Origin of the sequence: Embleya sp. AB8 (genome assembly GCF_049739465.1) — a bacterium.
Classification (GTDB): domain Bacteria; phylum Actinomycetota; class Actinomycetes; order Streptomycetales; family Streptomycetaceae; genus Embleya.
The window spans coordinates 229905-252801 of the sequence record NZ_JBMHHY010000012.1; the positions used below are offsets into that span (position 1 = coordinate 229905).

Below are 22897 nucleotides of genomic sequence, written 5' to 3' on the forward strand. Positions count from 1 at the left end.
ACGGCAATCCGTCGACGCCACAAAGCCGCAGTTCACGGGCGGTAAATGACTACATGGGCGGACAATTCATCCAGCAGTCGGCTTATCTGACTCGACCGTTCAAGTTCACCCTCGGTTCACTTTCCGCGGCGGATCGCTTCATTCTCACGGCCTAACTTCGTGGATGACGGCGACCACTCGGGTCGTCGCACCACGAGCAGAGTTCGATCGAAAGGGAGCGCCGTGACCATTCGGCCCCGCAGTGTCCGTCGCGGTATCGGCTTCACCGGCCTGGCACTCGCCGGCGCGCTCACGCTGGCCGCGTGTGGCTCCGACGACAACAGCTCGAGTGGCGACAACAAGTCGACGAAGGCCGCGTCCGCCCCCGGCGCCGAGGCGCCCAAGGGTGACTGTGGGACCGGCAAGATGGCCTTCGCCGGGTCCAGCGCCCAGAAGAACGCGATCGACGAGTGGATCAAGGCCTACCAGGCCAAGTGTTCCGGCGCCTCGATCGACTACGCGTCCTCCGGCTCGGGCACCGGCCGGCAGTCGTTCTTCGACAAGCAGATCACCTTCGCCGGCTCCGACTCGGCGCTCAAGCCGGAAGAGGTCGCCAAGGCCGGCGCCGCGTGCGCCCCCGGCCAGGCGATCAACCTGCCCATGGTGACCGGTCCGATCGCGGTGTCGTACAACCTCTCCAGCGTCAAGGACCTGGTCCTGGACGCGAAGACGATCGCCGAGATCTTCTCCGGCAAGATCACCAAGTGGGACGCCCCCGAGATCAAGGCGCTGAACCCGAACGCGCAGCTGCCCGGGACCGCGATCCAGACCGTGCACCGCTCCGAGGCCTCCGGCACCACCGAGAACTTCACCAAGTACCTCAAGGCCGCGGCCGGCGCCGACTGGACCTTCGACTCGGCCCAGGACTGGAAGGCCCCGGGCGGTCAGGGTGCCAAGGGCAGCGAGGGCGTCGCCGCGATCGTCAAGCAGACGAGCGGCGGCATCAGCTACATGGAGCAGTCCTACGCGGAGAACTCCGGCCTGGGCATCGCGCAGATCAACACGGGCGCGTCGGCTCCGGTCAAGCTCACCCCGGAATCCGCGGGCAAGGCCGTCGAGGCGGCCAAGATCGCCGGCACCGGCAACGACCTGAAGCTGAGCCTCGACTACGCGACCAAGGCCGAGGGCGCCTACCCGATCATCCTGGTCACGTATGAGATCGTCTGCGAGAAGGGCACCCCCGCGGACAAGCTGCCGCTGATGAAGTCCTTCCTCACCTACACCTCCAGTGTCGAGGGCCAGAACGTCCTGAAGAACATCGGCTACGCGCCGCTTCCGACGACGATCGCGGACAAGGTTCGCGCCGCCGTGGCCGGTCTGTCCTAGTCCGAGCCCGCTGAGCGACCGACTCGTACGGAGAGAGATGTCCACCACCACCCCCACCGCACCGCCGGAACCGGAGCGCAGGGCCGCACCCGCGGCCAAGCGCGCCAAGGTTCGGCTCGGCGACCGGATCTTCTCCGGTGCCTCCACCGGCGCCGGCATCAGCCTGCTGGCCATCATGGCCGCGATCGCGATCTTCCTCGTGGTCAAGGCGACGGACGCACTGTCGAAGAACCAGGGCAACTTCCTGACCGACCAGGGCTGGGACCCGAACGCGGCGAAGCCCGTCTTCGGCGTCGTCACCCTCGTGTTCGGCACGGTTGTCAGCGCGGGCCTCGCGATGGTCATCGCGGTGCCGGTCGCGGTGGGGGTGGCGCTGTTCATCACGCACTACGCCCCCCGGCGGATCGCCCAGCCGCTCGGCTACATCATCGACCTGCTGGCCGCGGTGCCCAGCGTGGTCTACGGCCTGTGGAGCTACATCTTCCTGGCCCCCAAGCTGCTCGGGCTGCACTCGTGGCTGTCCGACTACCTCGGCTGGATCCCGATCTTCGACAAGCAGCAGCCCGGCGTCACCGCCCGCACGCTGTTCACCGCCGGCATCGTGCTGGCCATCATGATCCTGCCGATCATCGCGGCGGTCACCCGGGAGGTCTTCCTCCAGGTGCCCCGCGCCCACGAGGAGGCCGCGCTCGCGCTCGGCGCGACCCGCTGGGAGATGATCCGGATCGCGGTGCTGCCCTACGGCAAGCCCGGCATCATCAGCGCCTCGATGCTCGGCCTGGGCCGCGCGGTCGGCGAGACCATCGCGGTGGCGATGGTGCTCTCCCCCAGCTTCGACGTCTCGATCCACATCCTGGACCCGGGCAACAACACCATCGCGGCGAACATCGCGAACCAGTTCGGTGAGTCCGGCGAGATCGGGCGCGGCGCGCTGATCGCCTCCGGCCTGGTGCTGTTCGTCATGACGCTGCTCGTCAACGGCGCCGCGCGCGTCGTCATCAACCGGCGCAAGGCGTTCTCGGGAGCGAACTCATGACCGTCCTCGACACGGGCGACAAGCGCCCGGGCATCGGCGCGGACGCCGCCCAAGGCGGCCTGCCGGATCCGCGCGCGGTCTCGCTGACCCGCCGCACCCTGCCGCGACAGGTGCCGTGGGCGATCGGCGGCGGCGCGCTGGCGCTGACCGTCCTCCTCGAACTGGCCGTGGACAACTGGGCACTCGCGGTCTTCCTGGCGGGCGTGGTGTTCATCGCCGTACTGTCCGGCGTCTCCTGGCGCTTCGAGGACGCGCGCCGGGCCCGGGACCGGTTCGCCACCAGTCTGATCTGCACCTCGTTCGTGCTCGCCGTGGTGCCGCTGGTCTCGCTGCTCACGTACACCATCCAGCGCGGCTACGACAAACTCTCGCCGTACTTCCTGTCCCACTCGATGCGCGGCGTGGGTGCCCGGGACAACACCGGCGGCATCTACCACGCGATCATCGGCACCCTGGAGCAGGTCGGCCTGGCCACCCTGATCGCGGTGCCGATCGGCCTGCTCACCGCGATCTACCTGGTCGAGTACGGGCGCGGCCGGCTGGCCAAGACGGTGACCTTCTTCGTCGACGTGATGACCGGCCTGCCGTCCATCGTGGCGGGCCTGTTCATCTACGCCTTCTGGATCATGATGCTCGGCTTCGAGGCCTCCGGCTTCGCCGGGTCGCTGGCGCTGATGATCCTGATGTTGCCGACGGTGGTGCGCTCCGCCGAGGAGATGCTCAAGCTGGTCCCGAACGAGTTGCGCGAGGCCAGCCTGGCGCTCGGCATCCCGATGTGGCGCACCGTGCTCAAGGTGGTGCTGCCCACCGCGTTCGGCGGCATCATCACCGGCGTGATGCTCTCCATCGCCCGAGTGATCGGCGAGACCGCGCCGTTGCTGCTGCTGGTCGGGCTCACCCAGTCGATCAACACCGACCCGTTCTCGGGTTGGCAGTCGGCGCTGCCGCTCTACATCTACGACCAGAACCACGCCGGCAACCAGTTCGCCGAGGACCGGGCCTGGGCCGCGGCACTGACGCTGATCATCATCGTGATGCTGCTGAACCTGGCGGCGCGGCTGATCGCCCGCTGGAAGGCACCGAAGGCGGGCCGATGAAGGCCACGACCACGACCCGAACGGCCGACCGCGGCTCCGACATCCGCACCGATCCAGAGGCAGGAATGACCAAGCGCATCGAAGTTGCCGGACTCAACGCCTACTACGGCTCGCACAAGGCCGTCGAGGACATCTCGATGACCATGGAGCCGCGTTCGGTCACGGCCTTCATCGGTCCCTCCGGCTGCGGCAAGTCCACCTTCATCCGCACCCTGAACCGGATGCACGAGCTGATCCCGGGCGCCTCGGTCGACGGCTCGGTCTCGCTCGACGGGCAGGACCTGTACGGCAGCGAGATCGACCCGGTCGCGGTGCGCCGCACGGTCGGCATGGTGTTCCAGCGGCCCAACCCGTTCCCGACCATGTCGATCTACGACAACGTCGCCGCCGGACTCAAGCTCGCCGGGATCAAGCGCAAGGGCGACCTGGACGCGATCGTGGAGCGCTCGCTGCGCGGCGCGAACCTGTGGACCGAGGTCAAGGACCGGCTGAACAAGCCCGGCGCGGGCCTGTCCGGCGGGCAGCAGCAGCGGCTTTGCATCGCGCGCGCGATCGCGGTCGAGCCGCAGGTGTTGCTGATGGACGAGCCCTGCTCGGCGCTCGACCCGATCTCCACGCTGGCCATCGAGGACCTGATCGCGCTGCTCAAGGAGCGGTACACGATCGTCATCGTCACGCACAACATGCAGCAGGCCGCGCGGGTCTCGGACAAGACCGCGTTCTTCAACCTGGCCGGGCCCGGTCAGCCCGGCAAGCTGGTGGAGATCGGCGACACCGAGACGATCTTCTCCGCGCCGACCCAGGAATCCACGGCGGACTACATCGCCGGCCGGTTCGGCTGAGCCGCACGAGTCGACGGAGCGCCGAGATGGACACGCGAGAGGGCCCACACCGGGACGGGTGTGGGCCCTCTCGTTCGTTATGCGCGTTATCCGCGCGTTCGTGCCGCGGGTGCCCCGTGCGTCCTGCATTACGTACGCGGCGCCCGGTCGGCTCAGCCCACGATCAGGTGGGAGATCCAGTAGGTGCCCGCGGCGACCAGGGCCGCGGCCGGCATCGTGGTGAACCAGCCGATCAGGATGTTCTTGGCCACTCCCCAGCGGACCGCCTTGACCCGCTTGGTCGCGCCCACGCCCATGATCGCCGAAGTGATGACGTGCGTCGTGGAGATCGGCGCCTTGAACACGTAGGCCGAGGTGTACAGGATGGACGCGGCCGTGGTCTCGGCCGCGAAGCCCTGCGGCGGGTCCAGCTCGATGATCTTGCGACCGAGGGTGCGCATGATTCGCCAGCCACCCGCGTAGGTGCCCAGGGACAGGGTGATCGCGCAGGCGAGCTTGACCCACACCGGGATGTCGTTGCCCTCGTGATGACCGCTGATCACCAGCGCCATCACCACGATGCCCATCGTCTTCTGGGCGTCCTGGATACCGTGCCCGAGCGCCATGCCGGCCGCCGAGACGGTCTGGGCCAGCCGGAAACCGCGCTTTGCCTTGTGCGGGTTGGACTTACGGAACAGCCAGATGATCCCGACCATCACCAGATAGCCGGCGACCAGGCCGACCACGGGCGACAGGAACATCGGGATGACGACCTTTTCGATCACCCCGCTCCAGTAGACGGTGCTGGAGCCCGCGAGCGCGGCGCCGACCAGGCCACCGAACAGCGCGTGCGAGGAGGACGAGGGCAGTCCGAAGTACCAGGTCAGCAGGTTCCAGAAGATCGCGCCGACCAGCGCCGCGAACAGGATGACCAGACCTTGATGGCCTTCGGGGGTGGCGATCAGCCCTTCGCTGACGGTCTTGGCGACGCCTTCGCCGAGGAAGGCGCCCGCGAGGTTCATCACCGCGGCCATGGCCAGCGCCGCCCGCGGGGTCAGCGCCCGGGTGGACACCGATGTGGCGATGGCGTTGGCCGAGTCGTGGAAGCCGTTGGTGTAGGTGAAGAAGAGCGCGACGCCGATGACGATGATCAGACCAGTGAGTTCCACTGGGTCAGGACTCCTTGACGGCGATCGTCTCGACCGTGTTCGCCACGTGCTCGAAACCGTCGGCGGCCTCTTCGAGCACGTCGACGATGCCCTTGAGCTTGAGCACCGTCAGCGCGTCGTAGGCCCCGCTGAACAGGTGGGCGAGGAGCTTGCGGTGGATCTGGTCGGCCTGGTTCTCCAGGCGGTTGATCTCGATCCAGTACTCGGTCAGGTCCTTCATCGTGCGCAGCCGGGGCATCGCCTCGGCGGTCAGTTCCGAGGCCCGGACGAGCACCTCGATCTGGTCCGCGACCTGCGGGGGGAGTTCGTCGAGCTGATACAGCACGACCAGGTCGACGGCCTCTTCCATGTAGTCCATGACGTCGTCGAGTTGCGACGCGAGGGCGTAGATGTCCTCGCGGTCGAACGGCGTGATGAAGGAGGCGTTGAGCTGGCGCATGATCGCATGCGTGGTGTCGTCACCGGCATGCTCGGCCGCGCGCATCCGTTCGGCGATCTCCGGACGAGCGGAGACCTCTGCGCCGAGCAACTCCGTGAGGAGCTTGGATGCGGTGACCAGGTTGCTCGCCGCTGCGGCGAACATGTCGTAGAAGCTCGTCTCCCTGGGGGTCAGACGCAATCGCACTTGAGGTCTCCGGGATAATGAAAGTGGTCGGCGTCGATGCTAGGCGCTCTTGCGGTCCTGCACGCAAACCGGGGAGTCCAGGCGAACCCCGACCGTACCCGGCGGTAATGAGACACACGCACACAGCGACGAACGGGCATGCGGAACCGCCCGGTCCGCCGTCGAGGACGCCCGTCACACGGCCAGAGTATGGGCCCGAGCCCCATTCGAGTGACAGAGCGGCCTACCCTCGATCCATGTCGTCCACATCACACGAACCGGATCCGCGAATCGGCCGACGGGCCGGCGCGCGGACGCCGAGTGCGCGGATCGAGTGGACGAACGGGTCGCATTCGGTGCGCGACACGGACGAAACGAAGGTCGCGCTCGGGCGAGCAAAACGGTTGGCGGAGCACGGGAAGCGCTTGCCGGATATACCCCCCGGGGGTAAATTCGAAGCCGTGGACGGTCACCCGATCGGGCCATGGACGACACGGGATACGGCCGCAGAGATACGGGAGACGACGGTGGAACAGGATCCGCGGACGCCGGAGACGAAGGCGACGCCCGGCGCGGGGCACGGTTACAGCGGGCGCAAGGACGAGCACCTCAAGCGGCTGCGGCGGGTCGAGGGACAGATCCGCGGCCTGCAGCGGATGGTCTCCGAGGACGAATACTGCATCGACATCCTCACCCAGGTCTCGGCGGCGACGAAGGCACTGCAGTCCTTCGCACTCAGCCTGCTCGAGGAACATCTCGCGCACTGCGTCGCGAACGCGGTGGAAAAGGGCGGCCCCGAAGCGGACGAAAAGGTCAAGGAGGCGTCCCAGGCGATCGCACGCCTGGTGCGCTCCTGAGGCCGCGGCGACGGGGGCCGGCCCGGGTATGGGTCCCCGTCCCCCAACCGCCCGCGAGCCCGAGCACGGCGTCGATCTGGGCCTGGGTCAACGGGCCCTCGCTGGCCGACGCCGCGATCATCAGGTCGCCGTAGAGTTCGATCTCGTCGAGGACGACGTGGTCGTGCACGCGACGATCGGAGAACCGTGACACCCACATCACCCCCTCGTGCGCACCCCGGCCGGACTCGGCCCATCCAGCGTAGGGGTGGCGCCGCGGCGCGGACATGGCACGCCTGGGTCATATGGGAACCGCCCGGAACGACTCCGCGGGAGTGACTCAGCCGCGCCCGGCGGGCGCCCCGGACGGGCTCGGCGTCACGTATACGTCCTTGGCCTCGGGCGGCTTGACGTCGACCACGACGCCGAAGTCGTACAACTCGGCGGCGGAGAGCACCTTCGCGGTCGGCCCGGCCTTGCCCTCGTCGGGGCCCATCACGAACGCGAACGACTCCTCGACCCTGCGCAGTCGACCGGCGTCGTCGAGGTAGGCGTCGAACGGGATCGGCGCGCCGTCGAAGGTCTTGAGCGCGGCGGCCAGCGGGCCGCGCACCTCCGGCGGGGTCAGGTCGTGCGCCTTGCGGATGTCCAGGGTGCCCTTGTAGTGCCGCACGGTGTCCGGACCGAGTTTCTCGGTGCCCACCAGGACCACGTCGTCGTTGACCCCACGCAGTATCTCGAAGGACGTGCCCGGGTCGGTGCCGCCGCCGCTGACCAGGTTGCCGTCGGCCAGTCCGTCGATCGCCAGGCGCACCCACTTGTCCTTGGGGACGCCGGGCGAGCCGTTCTTCATGTAGAGCGCCTGGGGGGTGAGGATCTCCTGGAGCGGGCCGGCGATCCCGGAGTCCTTGGGGGTGTCCACGGTGAGCGAGCCGATGTGTCGGACATAGTCGAACATGCCCTGCCCGGTGAGCTTGACCGTGCGGTTGTCGTTCAGCATGGTCATCGTGGTGCGGGTGCGCGAACTCTTCGCGCCGGAGGTGACGTCGGCGGCCTTGCGCACCGCCAGGACCGCCGCGGACGGGCCGGTCGGTGCGGGGCCGCTGCCCTTGACCGGGGCGCCCTGGGGTTGCGCGTCGTCGCCCTGACAACCGGTGACCCCGACCAGGACGAGGGCGCAGCAGGCACTCGTGAGCGCGGTGCGGACCAACATGTGGGCTCTCCCGGGATGCTCGGAATCCTCGCGTGACCGCCGGCCACGCGGCGGCGGCTCCACGGGACAACGAGCGAGGCGGCGCCGGGTTACGGCCGTTCGGGCGAGGCCGGGTCGACCAGGGCGGCGGCCGCGGCCGGGGTCGGCGGGCGGGACCAGGCCAGATGACGGCGGGTCAGGTCCTCGGCGCCGGCCGCGTCGCGGGCCTCGATCAGGTCGAGCAACCGGTGGTGCTCGGCGGCGATGCGGCCCCGGCCGGCCGGTTCGGTCAGCGGGCGTGGACCGTAGAGCCGGGCCTGGGCCCGCAGTTGGCCGACCACCCGGACCAGCCGGGCGTTGCCGGCCAGGCCGAGCAGGTGCGCGTGGAAACGGTCGTCGGCGTCCACGTAGTCCGCCACGTCGACCCGGTCGACCGCGTCGGCGAGGTCCTCGACCAGCGCGCGCAGCGCGGGCAGCGCGTGGGCGCAGCCGTCTCGGGCGAGGCGGCCGATGGTCGGTATCTCCAGGAGCTCGCGCAGGTGGTGGATGTCGTCCAGGTCGGCGGCGGACATCCCGCGCACTCGGAAGCCCTTGTTGCGGACCGGCTCGACCAGGCCGTCCTTGGCCAGGTCGAGCAGCGCCTCGCGGACCGGCGTCGCGGACACCCCGAACCGGGCGGCGAGCGCGGGCGCCGAGTAGACCACGCCCGGCTGCATCCGGCCCGCCACCAGCGCAGCCCGGACCGCGCGCGCGACCTGTTCGCGCAGGCTCAGCCGCTCGCCGAGCCGGCCGGCGTCGCGGCCGCCCTCGGTGTCCGTCCCCATCGTGTCCGCCCCCTCGGCCGCGTCGCGCTCAACCGGCCGGGCGCGGCTCGGCGGTCACCAGGGCGCGCAGCGGCCCCCGTTCGACCAGCGCGACCAGGGGTTCCAGAACCCGGCCGACGAACATCGAGCCGACCAGCGCGACCAGCGCGCCGAGCGCGAAGCCGCCGAGCACGTCGCTCGGGTAGTGCACGCCCACGTACAGCCGGGCGAACCCGGTGAACACCGCGGCGAGTACGGCCAGGATCCCGATCCGGCGGTCCACGAGCAGGATCCCGACCGCGAGCGCCATCGTGGTCAGCGCGTGGTCGGAGGCGAAGGACGGGTCGGTCTTGCCCTGCACGAGCACGTGCAGCCCCTCGTGGCTGAGGAACGGCCGGGGCCGGTCCACCCAGTCCCGCAGCGGTCCGTTGGCCAGCTCCGCGACCAGGGCCGCGAGGGGGGCCCAGACCAGGCCGGCCATTGCGGCGGTGTGGTCGACCCGGGCCCGGGCCCGCCACCACGCGAGCAGGGCGAGCACGGCGAGCACGCCGAACATGCCGTACTCGCCCATGAACTCCATCGCGCCGTGTGCCCAGGTGGTGTGCTCGGTGAGTCCGTTGACGTCCCGCAGGACCTCGATGTCGAGGTTGTCGTCCGTACTCTCCGCCAGGACCTGCAAGGACACCGGTGAACCCCTTCGCGTGGTGCTGTTTGGTGCTGTTTGATGCCGTGTACCGCGGTCGGTGCCGGGCGGCGCCGGGGTGTCGCTACTTGCCCTCGTAGGCGTTGACCACTTCGTCCGTCGGGCCGTCCATCTTGATCACGCCCTGGTCCAGCCAGATCACCCGGTCGCAGGTGTCCCGGATCGACTTCATGCCGTGGCTGACCAGGAAGACCGTGCCGGCCTCCTCGCGCAGCTTGCGGATCCGGGCCTCGCTCTTGAGCTGGAAGTCGCGGTCGCCGGTGGCCAGCGCCTCGTCGATCATCAGCACGTCGTGGGTGCGCGCCGCCGCGATGGAAAAGCGCAGCCGGGCCGCCATGCCGGACGAGTAGGTGCGCATCGGCAGCTTGAGGAAGTCCTTGCCGTTGTAGTTGTTCAGCCCGGAGAAGGTGGCGATCTGGTCGTAGTTGGCGTCGGCCTCGCGCTGGGTCATGCCCATCGCCAGGCAGCCCAGGATGATGTTCCGCTCACCGGTGAGGTCGTTCATCATCGCCGCGTTGACCCCGAGCAGCGAGGGCTGGCCGTCGCTGTAGATCTTGCCGGTGGTCGGCGGCAGCAGGCCCGCGATGCAGCGGAGCAGCGTGCTCTTGCCCGAGCCGTTGCGACCGATCAGGCCGACCGCCTCGCCCTTGTAGGCGACGAAGCTGACCCCGCGCACGGCGTGTACCTCGTTGACACCCGCGGCCTTCTTGCGCAGCGCGAGTCGGGACAACGCGGAGGTGGCGCTGCCCTTGCCCGCGGCGCCGCCGTGCACCCGGTAGATCAGGTGTACGTCGTCGACCACCACGGTCGGCGGGATCTCGTCCCGGCCCTGCTGCGGTTGTTGCGGCGTGCTCTGCTCGGGCACCTCTACCTCGGACCTCGGGCCGGCTTCGGCCACACTCGTGTTGGCGGGCTGCTCAGCCACGGCCGTACCTCTCTTCCGCCTGCCAGAAGTACACGTAACCACCCAGGCCCATCAGCACCGCCCAGCCGACGCCGTAGCCCCAGACGTGCAGCGGGACGTTCTTCTGGCTGTCGATCAGCGCGTCGCGGATCAGTTCGATGTAGACCGTCGCCGGGTTGGCCGCCAGCGCGTGCGACACCCAGGTCGGCGCGTGCTTCGTGTACTGGTCCAGGCTGTAGAAGACACCGCTGAGGTAGAGCCAGGTGCGCAGCAGGAAGGGCAGCAACTGCTTGATGTCCACCAGGACCGCGCCGATCCGGGCCAGGACCAGACTCAGGCCGACGTTGAAGACGAACTGCAGCAGCAGCGCGGGCACCACCAGGAGCCACTTGAAGCTCAGCGGCTCGCCGGTGCCCAGCACGATCGCGCCCAGCACGATCATCGAGAAGAGCAGCTGCTGAAGCTGCACGATGGTGAACGAGATCGGCAGGCACGCGCGCGGGAAGTGCAGTGCGCGGATCAGGTTGAGCTGATCGCTGATCGCCCGGCTGCCCGCGAGTACGGCGCTCTGCGTGAAGGTGAACACGAAGACGCCGGTGACCAGGAAGGCCACGTAGTTGTCGATGCCCTGCCGGGTCTTGACCAGGTAGCCGAAGATCAGGAAGTAGACCGCCGCGTTCATCAGCGGCGTGAGCACCTGCCAGACCTGACCGAGCTTCGCGGTGCTGTAGGTCGCCCGCGTCTTGGCGTTGGCGAAGGCCACGATGAAGTGGCGCCGGGCCCAGAGCTGCCTGGTGTACGCGAGCAGCCCGGGGCGGGCGCCGCTGACCGTCAGCTTGTAGCGGGCGGCGAGGTCCGCGAGAGGTTCGGTGGAACCGGGGGGAGCCGACGTCCCCTGTGGGCTCAGGGTGTCGGCCTGCGCGCTGTTGGCCACGTTGACACTTTCATGTGCGTCGGGTCGAGATCGAAACGGTACGGGGAATTCCAGCCTGTCAGATCACCGGCGGGCGGCCGAGCCTGGTCATCCGGGCGACGGTGCGCCAGGACATCGGCCGGCGCGGGCCGCTCGGGGTCCGCCATCCCTCGCGGAAGCCGGCCAGCCACGCCTTGGCGTTCTCCCCGGACGGGCGGCGGGCGGCGGTGAGCACCACCCAGGTGCCCAGGTAGGCGGGCACGAGCGGCCACGGCAGGTTGCGCCGGGCCAGGTAGACGCGGTTGCGCGCGTTCATCCGGAAGAAGGCCGCGTGTCGGGCCGGGCTGGTCTTGGGGTGCTCCAGGACGATGTCGGCGCGGTACTCGATCTCCCAGCCCGCGTCCAGCGCGCGCCAGGCCAGGTCGGTCTCCTCGTGCGCGTAGAAGAAGTCGTCGGGCAGCCCGCCGACCTCGGCCAGGACGGCCGCGCGGACCGCGCTCGCGCCGCCCAGGAAGGTGGTCACCGGGCCCGAGCGCAGCGGGTCGCCGACCCGGATCCGCGGTACGTGCCGGCGCTGGGTCTCGCCGCTCTCCGGGTCCACGATCCGGAACGAGACGATGCCCAGGCGCGGGTTGGCCGCGAACGCCTCGCGCAGCAGCCGGCCGGCGTCGGTGCCGCCGAGTCGGCCGTCGTCGTCGAGGAAGAGCACCACGTCGGTGCCGGCGGGCAGGCCGGCGGTGCCGACGTTGCGGCCGGCGGGGATGCCGACGTTGTCCGGCAGCGCGATGCCGATCGTGCCCTCGGGCAGTTCGGGCAGCGGGCCGCCGTTGGCCACCACGACCACCGCCATCGGCTCGCCGTCCTGGCCGGCGACCGAGCCGAGCAGTCGGTTCAGTTCGTCCGGGCGATCGCCCATGGTCAGCACGACCGCGCCGAGCGCGAGCCGGTCCGCCGCCTGCCGGTCGGCGCGCTGCCCTTCGGCAGCCTCGGCGGTCACCGGAGCCTGCTCGACATGACCACGCTGACCAGGTGCAGCACGGTCTGCAGGAGGGCGATGGCGGCCAGCGCGGTGACCGCGATCCGGCTGTAGAGCAGGCCGCCGTCGTCGGCCACCAGGTCGAGCACGCCGGCCAGGAGCAGGAGGATGGACGCCTCGACGGCGCCGACCAGACGGTGGAACTTGAGCGAGGCGACGATCTTGCGCGCCGACGCGGCACCCGAGGAGCGCGGCACGGCGGCGGCGTCCTGGACCGGCGGCAGGCCGCTCTTCGCCCGGGCGCCGTCGACCAGGTCGGTCTCCGACTTGATCAGGATCGCGCCGAGCGCGGCGACCACGCCGAGCGTGGCGTAGCCGTTGAAGCCGCCGCCGGCCAGGACGCCGGCCGCGTGCAGCCCGGCGCCGGACAGCAGCGCGGCCTCGGAGAGGTAGTGGCCGACCCGGTCCAGGTAGACCCCGGTGACCGAGGTCTGCCGGCGCCAGCGGGCCACCTCGCCGTCGACACAGTCGAGCAGCAGGTAGAGCTGGATCAGGAACAGCGCCGCGAGCGGCCCGGCGATGCCGGGCAGGATCAGCGCGGCGCCGGCGACGACGCCCGTGAGCATCATCAGGTAGGTGAGCCCGTTGGGCGTCACCCGGGTCCCGACGATGCGTCGGGTGACCTGGAGGGAGATCTGCCGCATGTAGATGCGGCCGGCCCAGTGTTCGCCACTGCGCCGGTCGAGCAGGCCCTCGGGGTGTACGACCGAGCGAAGCTCAGCCGCCGTAGGTGTGGACATATGCGGTCACCGAATCCCGGATGGCGTCGTGATCGAGGTCGAGATGTTCGAGGATGGTGAAGCGTCCCGGACGGGTCCGGGGCGCATGACTCACCGCCGCCACGAATTCGTCGATGGTCAGGCCGAGATGCTCCGGCACGACCGGCAGCCTGTGCCGATCGAGGGCGCTCGTCAAGAGCTCCGTCAGCGCCTTGTCGCCGCGCAGGTACGTGGCGAACGCGGCGCCCAGGCCGACCTGTTCGCCGTGCAGCCCGTCGTGGCCGTCGCGCTCGCCGTAGAGCAGGTCGATGGCGTGCGAGATCTCGTGGCAGGCCCCGCTGCACGGGCGGGTGGTGCCGGCCACCGACATCGCTATGCCGGAGAGGACGAGGCCCTCGGTCAGGGCCACGAGGAAGTCGTCGTCCGCGATGCCGCCGGGTCGGTACAACATCGACTCGCCCGAGGTGCGGGCCAGCGCTGTGGCCAGGCCGTCCAGCGGTTCGCCGGTCTCCCGCTGGGACAACTCCCAGTCGGCCACCGCGCACAGGTTGGACAACGACTCGCCGATGCCGGAGCGGACGAAGCGTTGCGGCGCGGCGCGGACCAGGTCCAGGTCGACGACCAGCGCGATCGGCGTGGGCACGCCGTAGGAGCCGCGGCCCGCGTCGTTGTCGAGGATGCTCACCGGCGAGGCGATGCCGTCGTGGGCGAGGTTGGTGGCGACCGCGACCATGGGCAGGCCCACGCGCGCGGCGGCGTATTTGGTGGCGTCCAGGACCCGGCCGCCGCCGAGGCCGACCACCGCGTCGTAGGCCCCGCCGCGCATCCGGTCGGCCAGGTCGACGGCGGCGGTCAGCGTGCCGCCGGCGACCGTGTACCACTCGGCGCCGGACAGTTGCGGGGCGAACCGCTCGCGCAGTTTGGCTCCGGAGCCCTCGCTGACCACGACCGCGATCCGGCCGGAGGTGGAGACCCGGCGGTCGGCCAGGATGTCGGCGAGGTCCTCGACGGCGCCCGCGCGGATGTCGACGGTGAGCGGGGTGGGGACCAGTCGGGTCAGTACCGGCACGCGATCTCCCGGGCGACCGTCAGGTCCTCGGTGGTGTCGATCTCGGTCCACTGCACCCGGGTGTCCGGCGCGCTGATCGGCTGTACGTCGACCCGACCGCCCCGGTTCACCAGTTCCTGGTAGCCGTCCTCGTAGTAGAGCTGCGGATCGCGCTCGAACGTGGCCCGGAGCGAATCGATCAGCTCGGGGGCGGCACGGCCCTCGATCAGCGTGACGCCGATGTACTCGCCGGCCGCCTCGGCCGGGTCCATCAGCTTGGTGATCCGGCGCATCCGGCCGGCCTCGTCGAGGGTGACCTTCATTTCCTCGTCGGCCAGCGGCTTGGCGGTGTCCAGGGCCAGGATGATGCCCTTGGCGCCGTCCCGGGCGGCCAGCATGGTCTCCTGGACCGAGACCGGGTGCAGCGTGTCGCCGTTGGCCAGCAGCACCCCGTCGGCGAGGAAGTCGCGGGCGCACCACAGGGAGTAGGCGTTGTTCCACTCCTCGGCCTTGTCGTTGTCGACCATGTGCAGCTTGAGGCCGTACCGCCGCTCCAGCAGCGCCCGCCGGTCGCGGATCGCCTCGCCGCGGTAGCCGACCACGATCGCCGCCTCGGTCAGCCCGACCGCGGCGTAGTGGGAGAGGGTGACCTCCAGGATCGAGCGCTCGCTGTCCGGCGCACCGGGCTCGCCCACCGGCACCAGGGCCTTGGGCAGCGAGTCGGTGTGCGGGCGCAGCCGGCGGCCGGCGCCGGCGGCGAGAACGAGGCCGATCATGAAAGGTCTCCAGTTCGATCGGTGGCCGCCGCGGCGGCGGCCTCCAGGGTGCGATACGACGATGTCGCGGCCGGGGGAGCCGGTCCCACCGGGGTCGCGTCGTCGATGTCGGGGCGCGCGCCGCGCACCCAGAACACGACGCTCTCGGCGAGCACGATCACCGCGAGCACGATCGCCGTCACGATCAGGCCGACGCGCAGCGGGTCCGGGCCGAGCGCGGCCAGCACGGTCACCAGGAGCACGCGCCCCTCGTGACCGAGCACCAGCCACACCAGCGCCCGGGGCGGGGCCCCGTAGCCGCCGCGCAGGCGGTAGACCGTGTCGTAGTGATGGTAGGCGGTGGCCGCGACCAAGCCGAACGCCGCGGCCACCGCGGTGGGCACCACCCGTGCGGCCAGGATGGTGATCGCGGCGTATTCGGCGGCCCGGAAGATCGGCGGCACCAGCCAGTCGAGCCGACGCACCAGCGGGCGGCCGACGGCCGACCCGGCGCACAGCACGTAGGCGCCGGCCCCGGCCAGGCCCCACCACTCGCCCGCGCCGCCCGCGAGCAGCACCGCGAGCAGCACGGCGGCGCCGAGCAGGGCCACCGCGGCGGCGGGGACACGCAACCGGAGGCGCGCGATCGGCTCGGCGAGCGGGCCGCTGTCCGCGAGTGCGGCCAGGTGCTCCCCCACCTGCGGGGCGGCGGGCGCGCGGCGCGGCAGCGAGCGCAGGATCCGGCCCAGCGAGGTGTAGCAGGCGGCGAGCACACAGCCGGCGATCAGCACGACGAAGGTGATCCGGGGTGTGCCGACCGCGGTGAGCACGGCGATCAGCGCCCAGCGCTCGCCGATCGGCAGGATGATCATCCGCCGGGCCCACACGGTCCAGCCGACCGTGTTCAGCTTGCCGGAGAGCTTGGCGCCGGCGCCGCCGTCGGCGCCGTCCTCGTCCCCGCCGCCGATGCCGCGCCGGGTCTCGTTGAAGGCGAAGTCGACGATGTGCCGGGTGGTCATCACCACCATCGCGACCAGCGCGAGGGTCCACACGTCGTCGTCGTGCCGGGCCGCGCCGAGTGCCAGGCCCGCGTAGACGGCGTACTCCTTGGCCCGGTCGAAGGTGGCGTCCAGCCACGAGCCGATCCGCGAGTAGCTGACCGCGTAGCGGGCCAGCTGGCCGTCGGTGCAGTCGAGCACGAAGGAGAAGTAGAGGCCGAGCGCGGCGCCGATGTATCCGGCCCGGGTCCCGGTGGCCGCGCCCGCCGCCGCGGCGAGCGCGACGAACAACGAGGCCACGGTGACCTGATTGGGCGTCAGCCCTCGGTGCGCGCACCACCGGGCCAGATAACGCGACCAGGTGCTGACCGCGAACGTGGTGAAGAAGCCGTCCCTGGCCTTGACCGCCGAGTTCAGCCGGATCCGCTCGTCGTCCACCGCCGCCACCGCCGCGAGCGCCCGCTCCCGCGCGCCCCGATCGCGCGGCACCTCGGCGACCAGGTCGCCCAGTGGCACCTCGCGCGGCGGCGCACCGGCGGCCGCGAGCCGCTCGGCGACCAGGTCGGGCAGGCACCCGTCGGCGGGCAACCGGTCGAGCCGGCGGACGATCCGCGCCGCCTCGGCCCGGGCCTCGCCCTCGACGGCCAGCACCCCGGGCACGTGGGCGATCGGGAAGCGGGTGTCGGCCAGCACCAGGCGCAGCGCGTGCCGGTGTCCGACGAAGCGCGCGTCCACGAGGGTCACCCGGTCCTCGCCGCGTTCGAGCGCCGCCGCGAGCGCGTCCGGCGCGAGCACCTCGATCTCCGGGACGCCGCGCTCCAGCGCGGACAGCTCGGCCAGCAGCAAAGCGGGATCCGCCCGCGCCATCCGAGCCGTCGAACCGGTGGCGGTGGGCTCTGTGATGACCAGGGCGGTGGACAGGCGCCATCACTCCTTCGAGCAATCGCCGCGGCGACGCCGACCAAGCGGAGGGTGTGGGGAGTTCCCCGAAACAACGAGACAGGTTAACGGATCATCCGGCCCGATCCGCCACCCGCGAGCGACAACCGTTTCCGCTCGACGGCGGCAGAACCGACACCACCCGCCGCTGCGTCCTCGTAGTCCGGGCCGCCGGCGCCCCGGCCGGGGAATTGGCTCGCCGATCGGCCGCCTGACTAAGCTCGAAGCACCGTTCCCGAACCCGCCCGCGGAGGTGGTCGCATGAGTGTGTCCCGCGCACCCGACGTGAGCGTGATCGTGATCGTCTACAACGACGCGGCCCGCCTGCCGCGCGCGGTGGACTCGGTGCTGCGGCAGACGCTGGACAACCTCGAGATCCTGATCGTCGACGACGCCAGCACCGACGACAGCTTCGCGGTGGCGCGGCGGTTCGCGGCCGAGCATCCCGACAAGGTGCGGGCGATTCGCCTGCCGCACAACAGCGGCGGGTGCAGCCGGCCCCGCAACGAGGGCATCGACCAGGCGCGCGGCACCTTCGTGATGTTCCTCGACAGCGACGACACCCTCGACCGGCACGCGTGCAAGAACATGCTGGTGGCGGCCGAGGAGACCGGCGCCGACCTGATCTCCGGGCTGTGTGTGCGCCTGCACGAGAGCCGTAACGGCAAGGTCACCCCGTGGTATCCGGAGCTGTACGCGGAGCGCGCGGTCCTGGAGTCGGCGAGCGAGCGCCCGGAACTGCTCTACGACACGCTCTCCACGAACAAGTGCTACCGCCGCGCCTTCCTGGACGAGCGCGAGCTGCGTTTCCCCGAGGGCTTCCACTACGAGGACCTGCTGTTCTCCACGCGCGCCTATCTCGGCGCGAACCGGATCACGCTGATCCCGAACACCGTCTACCAGTGGCGGGTGGTCGAGGACGCGAAGGTGCGCTCGATCTCCAACCGCCGCGGCGAGCTGCGCAACTTCACCGATCGGCTCACCATCCACCGGCGGATCGACGAGGAGTTGCAGGGCGAGGAACTGCGGTCGCTGAAGCTGTTGAAGGACATCAAGTTCCTCCAGCACGACCTGGTCCTCTACCTGTGGGAACTGCCCTTCCAGAGCCCGGAATTCCGGCGCGAGTTCATCCCATTGGCCCAGGATTACCTGGCCACGCTCGACCCGAGGGCGTTCCGCGAGGCCAAACAGATCCCGGCGCTGGCCGCCTATCTGCTGTTGCACGACGACTGGCCGAACCTGCTGACCGCGATCGACCTGGTGCTCAACCGCAGCAAGGTGAGCGCGCGGCTGCACCGGCAGGACGGCCGGGTCTTCTGGTGCGCGGAACACCTGGACGACGAGCTCGGCCGCGCGGTCCTGGACGTCACCGACCTGGTCGCCTGGGCCAAGCCGCTGGATCTGGTCTGGCTGGGCAACGACCTGACGCACTACTCGTCCACCGGTGGACGGGTGCGGCTGGCCGGGCTGATCGTCAATCCGCTCGATCGGATCGCGCCGACCGCGAAGCTCTCCGCCCACCTGGAGTTCCGCTCGCGCCGCAAGAAGCTCGCGATGACCACGGTGCGCGTCCCGGTGGAGTCGGTCCGGCACACCCCCGAGGGCCTGGCCTGGGAGACCACCGTCGACCTCACCCGTACCGTGCACCCGATCGGCGTGCTCGACCCGGTGTGGGACGTGTGGATGGACCTGACGGTGGACGGGGTGGTCAGCACGAGCCGGCTGTTCGCCACCTCGCTGCCCGAGGACGCCCGGCGGATCCCGATCCGTCCCCGGCTGAGCAAGGCGGCCGGCGACCACATGCTCCCGTTCATCACGGACAAGGGGCACCTGTCCTTCACCATCACGCACGACGGCGCGATCGCCCGCAAGGGTCGCGAGTTGGTGCTGCGCACCGCCGACAGCCCGTTCGGCCACCGGTTGGTGGCCACGGCCCGCACGCAGATCACCCGTACCGGAGCACGCAAGCGGGAGGCGTTCCGGCTGGCCCGAACCGCGCTGGCCAAGCTGCCGGTACGCAAGGGGCTGGTCGTCTTCGAGAGCCACCTCGGCCTGCAGTACAGCGACAACCCGCGCTACATCCACGAGGAACTGCGGCGCTCCGGGGCGAAGTTCGAGGCGGTGTGGGTCTACGCGGAGAGCCGGGCGGGCTTCCCCAAGGACGCCACGCTGGTCAAGCGCGGCTCGTGGGCGCACTACAAGGCGCTCGCCCAGGCCGAGTTCTGGATCGACAACCAGGGCGTGCTCGGCGACGCGGTGAAGAACCCCGGCACCACCTACATCCAGACCTGGCACGGCTCCGCGCTCAAGCGCATGGGCTTCGACATGCCCTCGGTCAAGCAGTCCGACGCGGCGGCCCAGGCCCGGTTGCAAAAGGGCGTGGACCGCTTCGACTACTTCGTGGTGCGCTCCGAGCACGACGTGGACACGCTGATGGCCGCCTACCGGCTGCGGGCCGAGCCGCTGCGCACCGGCTACCCGCGCAACGACGCGCTGGCCGACGAGCACGCCTCGACCGCCGACGTCGAGGCACTGCGGGCCGAGCTGGGCCTGGTCGGCGACCCGCGCCGGATCGTGCTGTACGCCCCGACCTTCCGGCCGCGCGCGGAGGAGGAAGAGTTCGAGATGCCGTTCGATCTCGAGCGCTGGGTCCGGGAGTTGGGCGAGGAGTTCGTACTTCTCGTACGCACCCACTACCTCGACACCGTGGACTTGCCGCCGTCGCTGGCCGCCGACGTGCGCGACGCGTCGAACACGCACGACGTCACACCGCTGCTGCGGCTCGCCGACGTGCTGATCACGGACTACTCGTCGCTGATGTTCGACTACGCGCTCCTGGATCGGCCGATGGTGTTCTACACCTACGACTACGACGCCTACACGCGGCAGTCGCGCGGGGCCTACTTCGAGCTCGCCGAGCACGCTCCCGGTCCGCTGGCCGCGGACCAGGACGAGTTGTTCACCGCGGTGCGCGAGTCGACCGCCGAGCAGGGACGCTACGCGGACCGACGCCAGGCGTTCGTCAAGTCCTACGGCGAGTACGACCGGGGCACCGCGGCCAAGCAGATCGTCGAACGCTTCTTCCCGACGGGGGGCGCGCAGTGAGCGAGGCCGGCGTGACGCGCACATCGCGCGACATCTTCATCGTCTGCAACAACATCGAGGAGCTGGGCGGACTCCAGCGCTGGGCGCACCACACCGCGGGGATGCTCGAGGCGAGCGGGCACTCGGTGCACCTGATCGGTGTCGTGCACCCCGAGACCGCCCACGACTACGGCCGCGATCTGCCGTACCGCACCAGCGTGCTGCACCGCGTGCACCCGCCGTCCGCGTGGGGTCCGCGCACGGTCCGCGACCGGCTCGACGTCGCGGCCCGGCGCCGGGAACTGCTGCGCAGGGCGTCGGTACGGCAGGCGGCCGACCGGCTGACCGCGCTGTTCCGCGCGGCCCGGCCGGGGGCGATCGTGATCGTCCCGCAGGTCTGGGCGATGGAGTGGGTCGCCCTGGCCGACACCACCGGGCTGCGGGTGATCGGGATGAGCCACGAGTCGTTCGAGGCCTCGATGGCCTCCTCCCGGGGACGCCGCGTGCACCGCTGGTTCGCCGATGTCGACCGGCTGTTGCTGCTGACCGTCGAGGACGCGGACGCGTGGAGCCGGGACGGGCTCAACAATGTCGACGTGTTGCCCAACCCGCTGCCGATCCGGCCCGAGACGCTCTCGCCGCGGGCCGAGCCGCTGGTGGTCGCGCTGGGTCGGCTCTCCTTCGAGAAGGGCTACGACCTGCTCCTGGAGGCGTGGGCCGAGGTGGCGCGGGGCCGGCCCGAGTGGCGCCTGCGGTTGTACGGCTCGGGTCCCGAGGAGGCTCGCTTGCGGGCCCAGACGGCCGCGCTCGGGTTGGCCGACCGCGTCGAGTTCGCCGGACGGACCGCCGACGTCGAGGGCGCGCTGCGCGCCGCCTCGGTGTTCGCCGCACCCTCGCGCGCCGAGGGTTTCCCGATCTCGCTGATGGAGGCGATGGCGATGGGCGTGCCCAGCGTCGCGTTCGACTGCGCGCCGGGCGTGCGCGAGATCGTCACACACGAGCGCAACGGCCTGCTGGTGCCGCGCGGCAACACCCGGGAGTTCGCCGCCGCCCTCGAGCGGTTGATCGACGACCGGGAGTTGCGCGACCGACTCGGCGAGCAGGGGCTGAAGGATGTCACCCGGTTCGCGCCGGAGGCGGTCCTGGAGCGCTGGGAGCAGATCTTCGGGTACGTCTACCGGTGAGTGTCGGGTGGGTCCGGCGGTGCTCCTCGGGCACGTGCACCGGTGAGCTTTCGGTCCGTCCGCCGGTGCGCCGGGGCCGGTCGGGCGGTGGTCACCCCCGCCGGCGGCGCAGGCGGGCGCCCAGGACCTCGCGGATGCCCGCGCCGCCGCCCGCGTAGCGGATCGCCAACGATCGGCTCGCGGTCGCGTGGAACTGCACGAACGCGAGCCCGTTGCGCAGATCCGGGCGCAGCCGCCGGCCCAGGCCGCGGCCGGCGCGCACCTTGGTGACCAGCGGCGGGCCGGCCGCGAGGTGCACCCGGACCCACACGTCCCAGACCGCGAACGACTCCGGGCCCGCCGGATCCAGCGCCTCGACGCTGACCCGGCCGGTCCACGCGTCCGCGCCCGGCACCGCGCGCAGCCGGCCGTCGCGAACGCCCAGGGCCCGGACCTCGTCGCCGTGCCGATCGCGCAACTCCACGTCGATCCGGCTCGGTTCGGCCGCGGCCAGCCGGCCGTAGAGGTCGTGCACGGTGACGTCCAGGACGTTGCCGCGCGGGCCGAGCACGTTCGCCTCGACCACCACCGGCAGTTCGGCGGGCGTGAGGTCGGCGAGGCCGGTCAGCGCCGGCTCGGGTGCCGTCTCGTCCCACACCGGGGTGCCCTCGCGAATGGGGTACGGGCCGAGCAACCGCGGCGGCTCGGCGGCCAGTTCGGCGAGCCGGGCCAGGCCGGTCGGCTCCGGGCGCGCGGCGAGCACGGCGGCGGCCCAGCGCGCGGCCGGGAAAGCGGCCCGGACCGCGTCGGCGTCCAGGGCCGCGAGGTGTTTGCGGGCCGCGTCCCACCACGGCTGCCGATACTCGGCCGGGCGCGAGGGCAGGTCGCGCAGGTAGAGCCGCAGATCGTGCTCGACGAACTTGGTCTGCGCCGCCGTCCGCAGCGCGGGCGCGTCGGCCTCGGTGAAGATGTCCACGACCTGGCGGTGCGCGTCCAGGCGGTCCAGCCAGTTGCCGATCCGGTCCCGCCGCAGCGAGATCGACGGATCGCCGCCCTCGCGGCGCACATGCCACGTGTAGACGTGGTCGGGAATCACCGCGAACCGCGGTTTGGCCGCGTACACCCGGGCGGTGAACACGAAGTCCTCGTAGTGCGCGGCGCCGTCGGGAAAGCGGATGTCGTGGTCGAGCAAAAACGCGCGGTCGTAGAGCTTGTTCACGGAGAGGGTGTCCCACACCGTCTCGGGCCGCTCCGCCGGGTCCCGGTAGCCGACCTCGCCGGTGAACAACCGCGGCTGCCAGGGCACATCGCGAACGCGCGGCAACTCCCGTCGTACGCACAGCCCGGCGACGACCTGGGCCCCGTGCCGATCGGCCGCGGCCACCAGCGCCTCGACCGCGCCGGGCGGCAACACGTCGTCGCTGTCCAGGAACACGATCCGAGCGGCCCGCGCCGCCGCCAGCCCGTCGTTGCGCGGCGCACCACAACCACCACTGTTGCGCTCCCGCCGCACCACCCGCACCCGCGAATCCGCAGCCGCGAGCCGCGCGCACACCGCGGGCGTGCCATCGGTGGAGGCATCGTCGACGACCACGACCTCGCCGACGATCCCCCCCTGATCCAGCGCCGAACACACGGCATCGGCCAGCCGGTCCGCGTCGTTGTAGACGATCACCACGACACCGACCCGAGAGTCGACAAGCTCGCTCATG

General features: G+C 70.8%; 20 protein-coding genes. 7 read left to right on the forward strand and 13 right to left on the reverse strand.

Annotated features, from left to right (window positions below; translation table 11 throughout):
- The first annotated feature begins 222 nt into the window (after nt 1-222).
- From pstS to pstB, 4 genes are all read left to right on the forward strand, one after another.
- Nucleotides 223-1365, forward strand: coding sequence for a phosphate ABC transporter substrate-binding protein PstS (pstS, locus tag ABIA38_RS19650; protein ID WP_424639988.1), 1143 nt, complete (start codon nt 223-225; stop codon nt 1363-1365).
- A gap of 37 nt (nt 1366-1402) precedes the next feature.
- Entirely contained in the window at nt 1403-2401 is a 999-nt protein-coding gene (pstC, locus tag ABIA38_RS19655; RefSeq protein ID WP_424639989.1) for a phosphate ABC transporter permease subunit PstC, read from the forward strand.
- Nucleotides 2398-3498 carry a phosphate ABC transporter permease PstA gene (pstA, locus tag ABIA38_RS19660; RefSeq protein WP_424639990.1) on the forward strand — a complete coding sequence of 367 codons (1101 nt, stop codon included), beginning with the start codon at nt 2398-2400 and terminating at the stop codon, nt 3496-3498. The genes pstC and pstA overlap by 4 nt, the downstream gene beginning before the upstream one ends.
- A gap of 65 nt (nt 3499-3563) precedes the next feature.
- Nucleotides 3564-4340 carry a phosphate ABC transporter ATP-binding protein PstB gene (gene pstB, locus ABIA38_RS19665; RefSeq protein WP_424639991.1) on the forward strand — a complete coding sequence of 259 codons (777 nt, stop codon included), beginning with the start codon at nt 3564-3566 and terminating at the stop codon, nt 4338-4340.
- Nucleotides 4341-4492: 152 nt separating this feature from the next.
- Here the strand turns inward: pstB and ABIA38_RS19670 are convergent, their stop codons facing one another.
- Nucleotides 4493-5488: an anion permease gene (locus tag ABIA38_RS19670; RefSeq protein WP_424639992.1), complete on the reverse strand. Its 996-nt coding sequence runs from the start codon at nt 5486-5488 to the stop codon at nt 4493-4495.
- A gap of 4 nt (nt 5489-5492) precedes the next feature.
- Nucleotides 5493-6113: a DUF47 domain-containing protein gene (locus ABIA38_RS19675; protein WP_020552276.1), complete on the reverse strand. Its 621-nt coding sequence runs from the start codon at nt 6111-6113 to the stop codon at nt 5493-5495.
- Nucleotides 6114-6619: 506 nt separating this feature from the next.
- Between ABIA38_RS19675 and ABIA38_RS19680 the strand changes: the two genes are divergently transcribed.
- Entirely contained in the window at nt 6620-6949 is a 330-nt protein-coding gene (locus ABIA38_RS19680) for a metal-sensitive transcriptional regulator (RefSeq protein WP_424639993.1), read from the forward strand.
- 319 nt (nt 6950-7268) lie between these two features.
- Here ABIA38_RS19680 and ABIA38_RS19685 read toward each other — a convergent pair whose 3' ends face one another.
- The 10 genes from ABIA38_RS19685 to ABIA38_RS19730 all read right to left on the reverse strand — a co-directional run bounded on the left by ABIA38_RS19685 (nt 7269) and on the right by ABIA38_RS19730 (nt 16866).
- Nucleotides 7269-8141 carry a hypothetical protein gene (locus tag ABIA38_RS19685; RefSeq protein ID WP_424639994.1) on the reverse strand — a complete coding sequence of 291 codons (873 nt, stop codon included), beginning with the start codon at nt 8139-8141 and terminating at the stop codon, nt 7269-7271.
- A gap of 89 nt (nt 8142-8230) precedes the next feature.
- Entirely contained in the window at nt 8231-8944 is a 714-nt protein-coding gene (locus ABIA38_RS19690; protein ID WP_424639995.1) for a GntR family transcriptional regulator, read from the reverse strand.
- A 28-nt stretch (nt 8945-8972) separates the two neighbouring features.
- A complete protein-coding gene (locus tag ABIA38_RS19695) occupies nt 8973-9608 on the reverse strand; it encodes a phosphatase PAP2 family protein (RefSeq protein ID WP_424639996.1) in 636 nt (211 codons plus the stop codon).
- Between the two features lie 82 nt (nt 9609-9690).
- Nucleotides 9691-10491 carry an ABC transporter ATP-binding protein gene (locus ABIA38_RS19700; protein WP_424640066.1) on the reverse strand — a complete coding sequence of 267 codons (801 nt, stop codon included), beginning with the start codon at nt 10489-10491 and terminating at the stop codon, nt 9691-9693.
- Nucleotides 10492-10543: 52 nt separating this feature from the next.
- Complete coding sequence (locus tag ABIA38_RS19705; protein ID WP_424639997.1) at nt 10544-11464, reverse strand: ABC transporter permease; 921 nt, start codon at nt 11462-11464, stop codon at nt 10544-10546.
- Between the two features lie 58 nt (nt 11465-11522).
- Complete coding sequence (locus tag ABIA38_RS19710; RefSeq protein WP_424640067.1) at nt 11523-12359, reverse strand: glycosyltransferase family 2 protein; 837 nt, start codon at nt 12357-12359, stop codon at nt 11523-11525.
- A 77-nt stretch (nt 12360-12436) separates the two neighbouring features.
- A complete protein-coding gene (locus tag ABIA38_RS19715) occupies nt 12437-13219 on the reverse strand; it encodes a CDP-alcohol phosphatidyltransferase family protein (protein ID WP_424639998.1) in 783 nt (260 codons plus the stop codon).
- On the reverse strand, nt 13197-14267 hold the full coding sequence (locus ABIA38_RS19720) for an iron-containing alcohol dehydrogenase family protein (protein WP_424639999.1): 1071 nt from the start codon (nt 14265-14267) through the stop codon (nt 13197-13199). Before ABIA38_RS19720 ends, ABIA38_RS19715 begins: the two co-directional genes overlap by 23 nt.
- The gene (locus tag ABIA38_RS19725; protein ID WP_424640000.1) at nt 14255-15022 is read right to left on the reverse strand and encodes a sugar phosphate nucleotidyltransferase; all 768 of its coding nucleotides are present in this window, start codon (nt 15020-15022) and stop codon (nt 14255-14257) included. The genes ABIA38_RS19720 and ABIA38_RS19725 overlap by 13 nt, the downstream gene beginning before the upstream one ends.
- Entirely contained in the window at nt 15019-16866 is a 1848-nt protein-coding gene (locus ABIA38_RS19730) for a DUF5941 domain-containing protein (RefSeq protein WP_424640001.1), read from the reverse strand. Before ABIA38_RS19730 ends, ABIA38_RS19725 begins: the two co-directional genes overlap by 4 nt.
- Nucleotides 16867-17199: 333 nt before the next feature.
- Here ABIA38_RS19730 and ABIA38_RS19735 point away from each other — a divergent pair, with 333 nt between their 5' ends.
- The gene (locus ABIA38_RS19735; protein WP_424640002.1) at nt 17200-20043 is read left to right on the forward strand and encodes a bifunctional glycosyltransferase/CDP-glycerol:glycerophosphate glycerophosphotransferase; all 2844 of its coding nucleotides are present in this window, start codon (nt 17200-17202) and stop codon (nt 20041-20043) included.
- A gap of 11 nt (nt 20044-20054) precedes the next feature.
- On the forward strand, nt 20055-21206 hold the full coding sequence (locus ABIA38_RS19740; protein ID WP_424640003.1) for a glycosyltransferase: 1152 nt from the start codon (nt 20055-20057) through the stop codon (nt 21204-21206).
- Between the two features lie 91 nt (nt 21207-21297).
- On the opposite strand, the gene ABIA38_RS19745 is transcribed toward ABIA38_RS19740, so the two are convergent.
- Nucleotides 21298-22896: a glycosyltransferase family 2 protein gene (locus tag ABIA38_RS19745; protein ID WP_424640004.1), complete on the reverse strand. Its 1599-nt coding sequence runs from the start codon at nt 22894-22896 to the stop codon at nt 21298-21300.
- Between the last annotated feature and the right edge of the window lies 1 nt (nt 22897).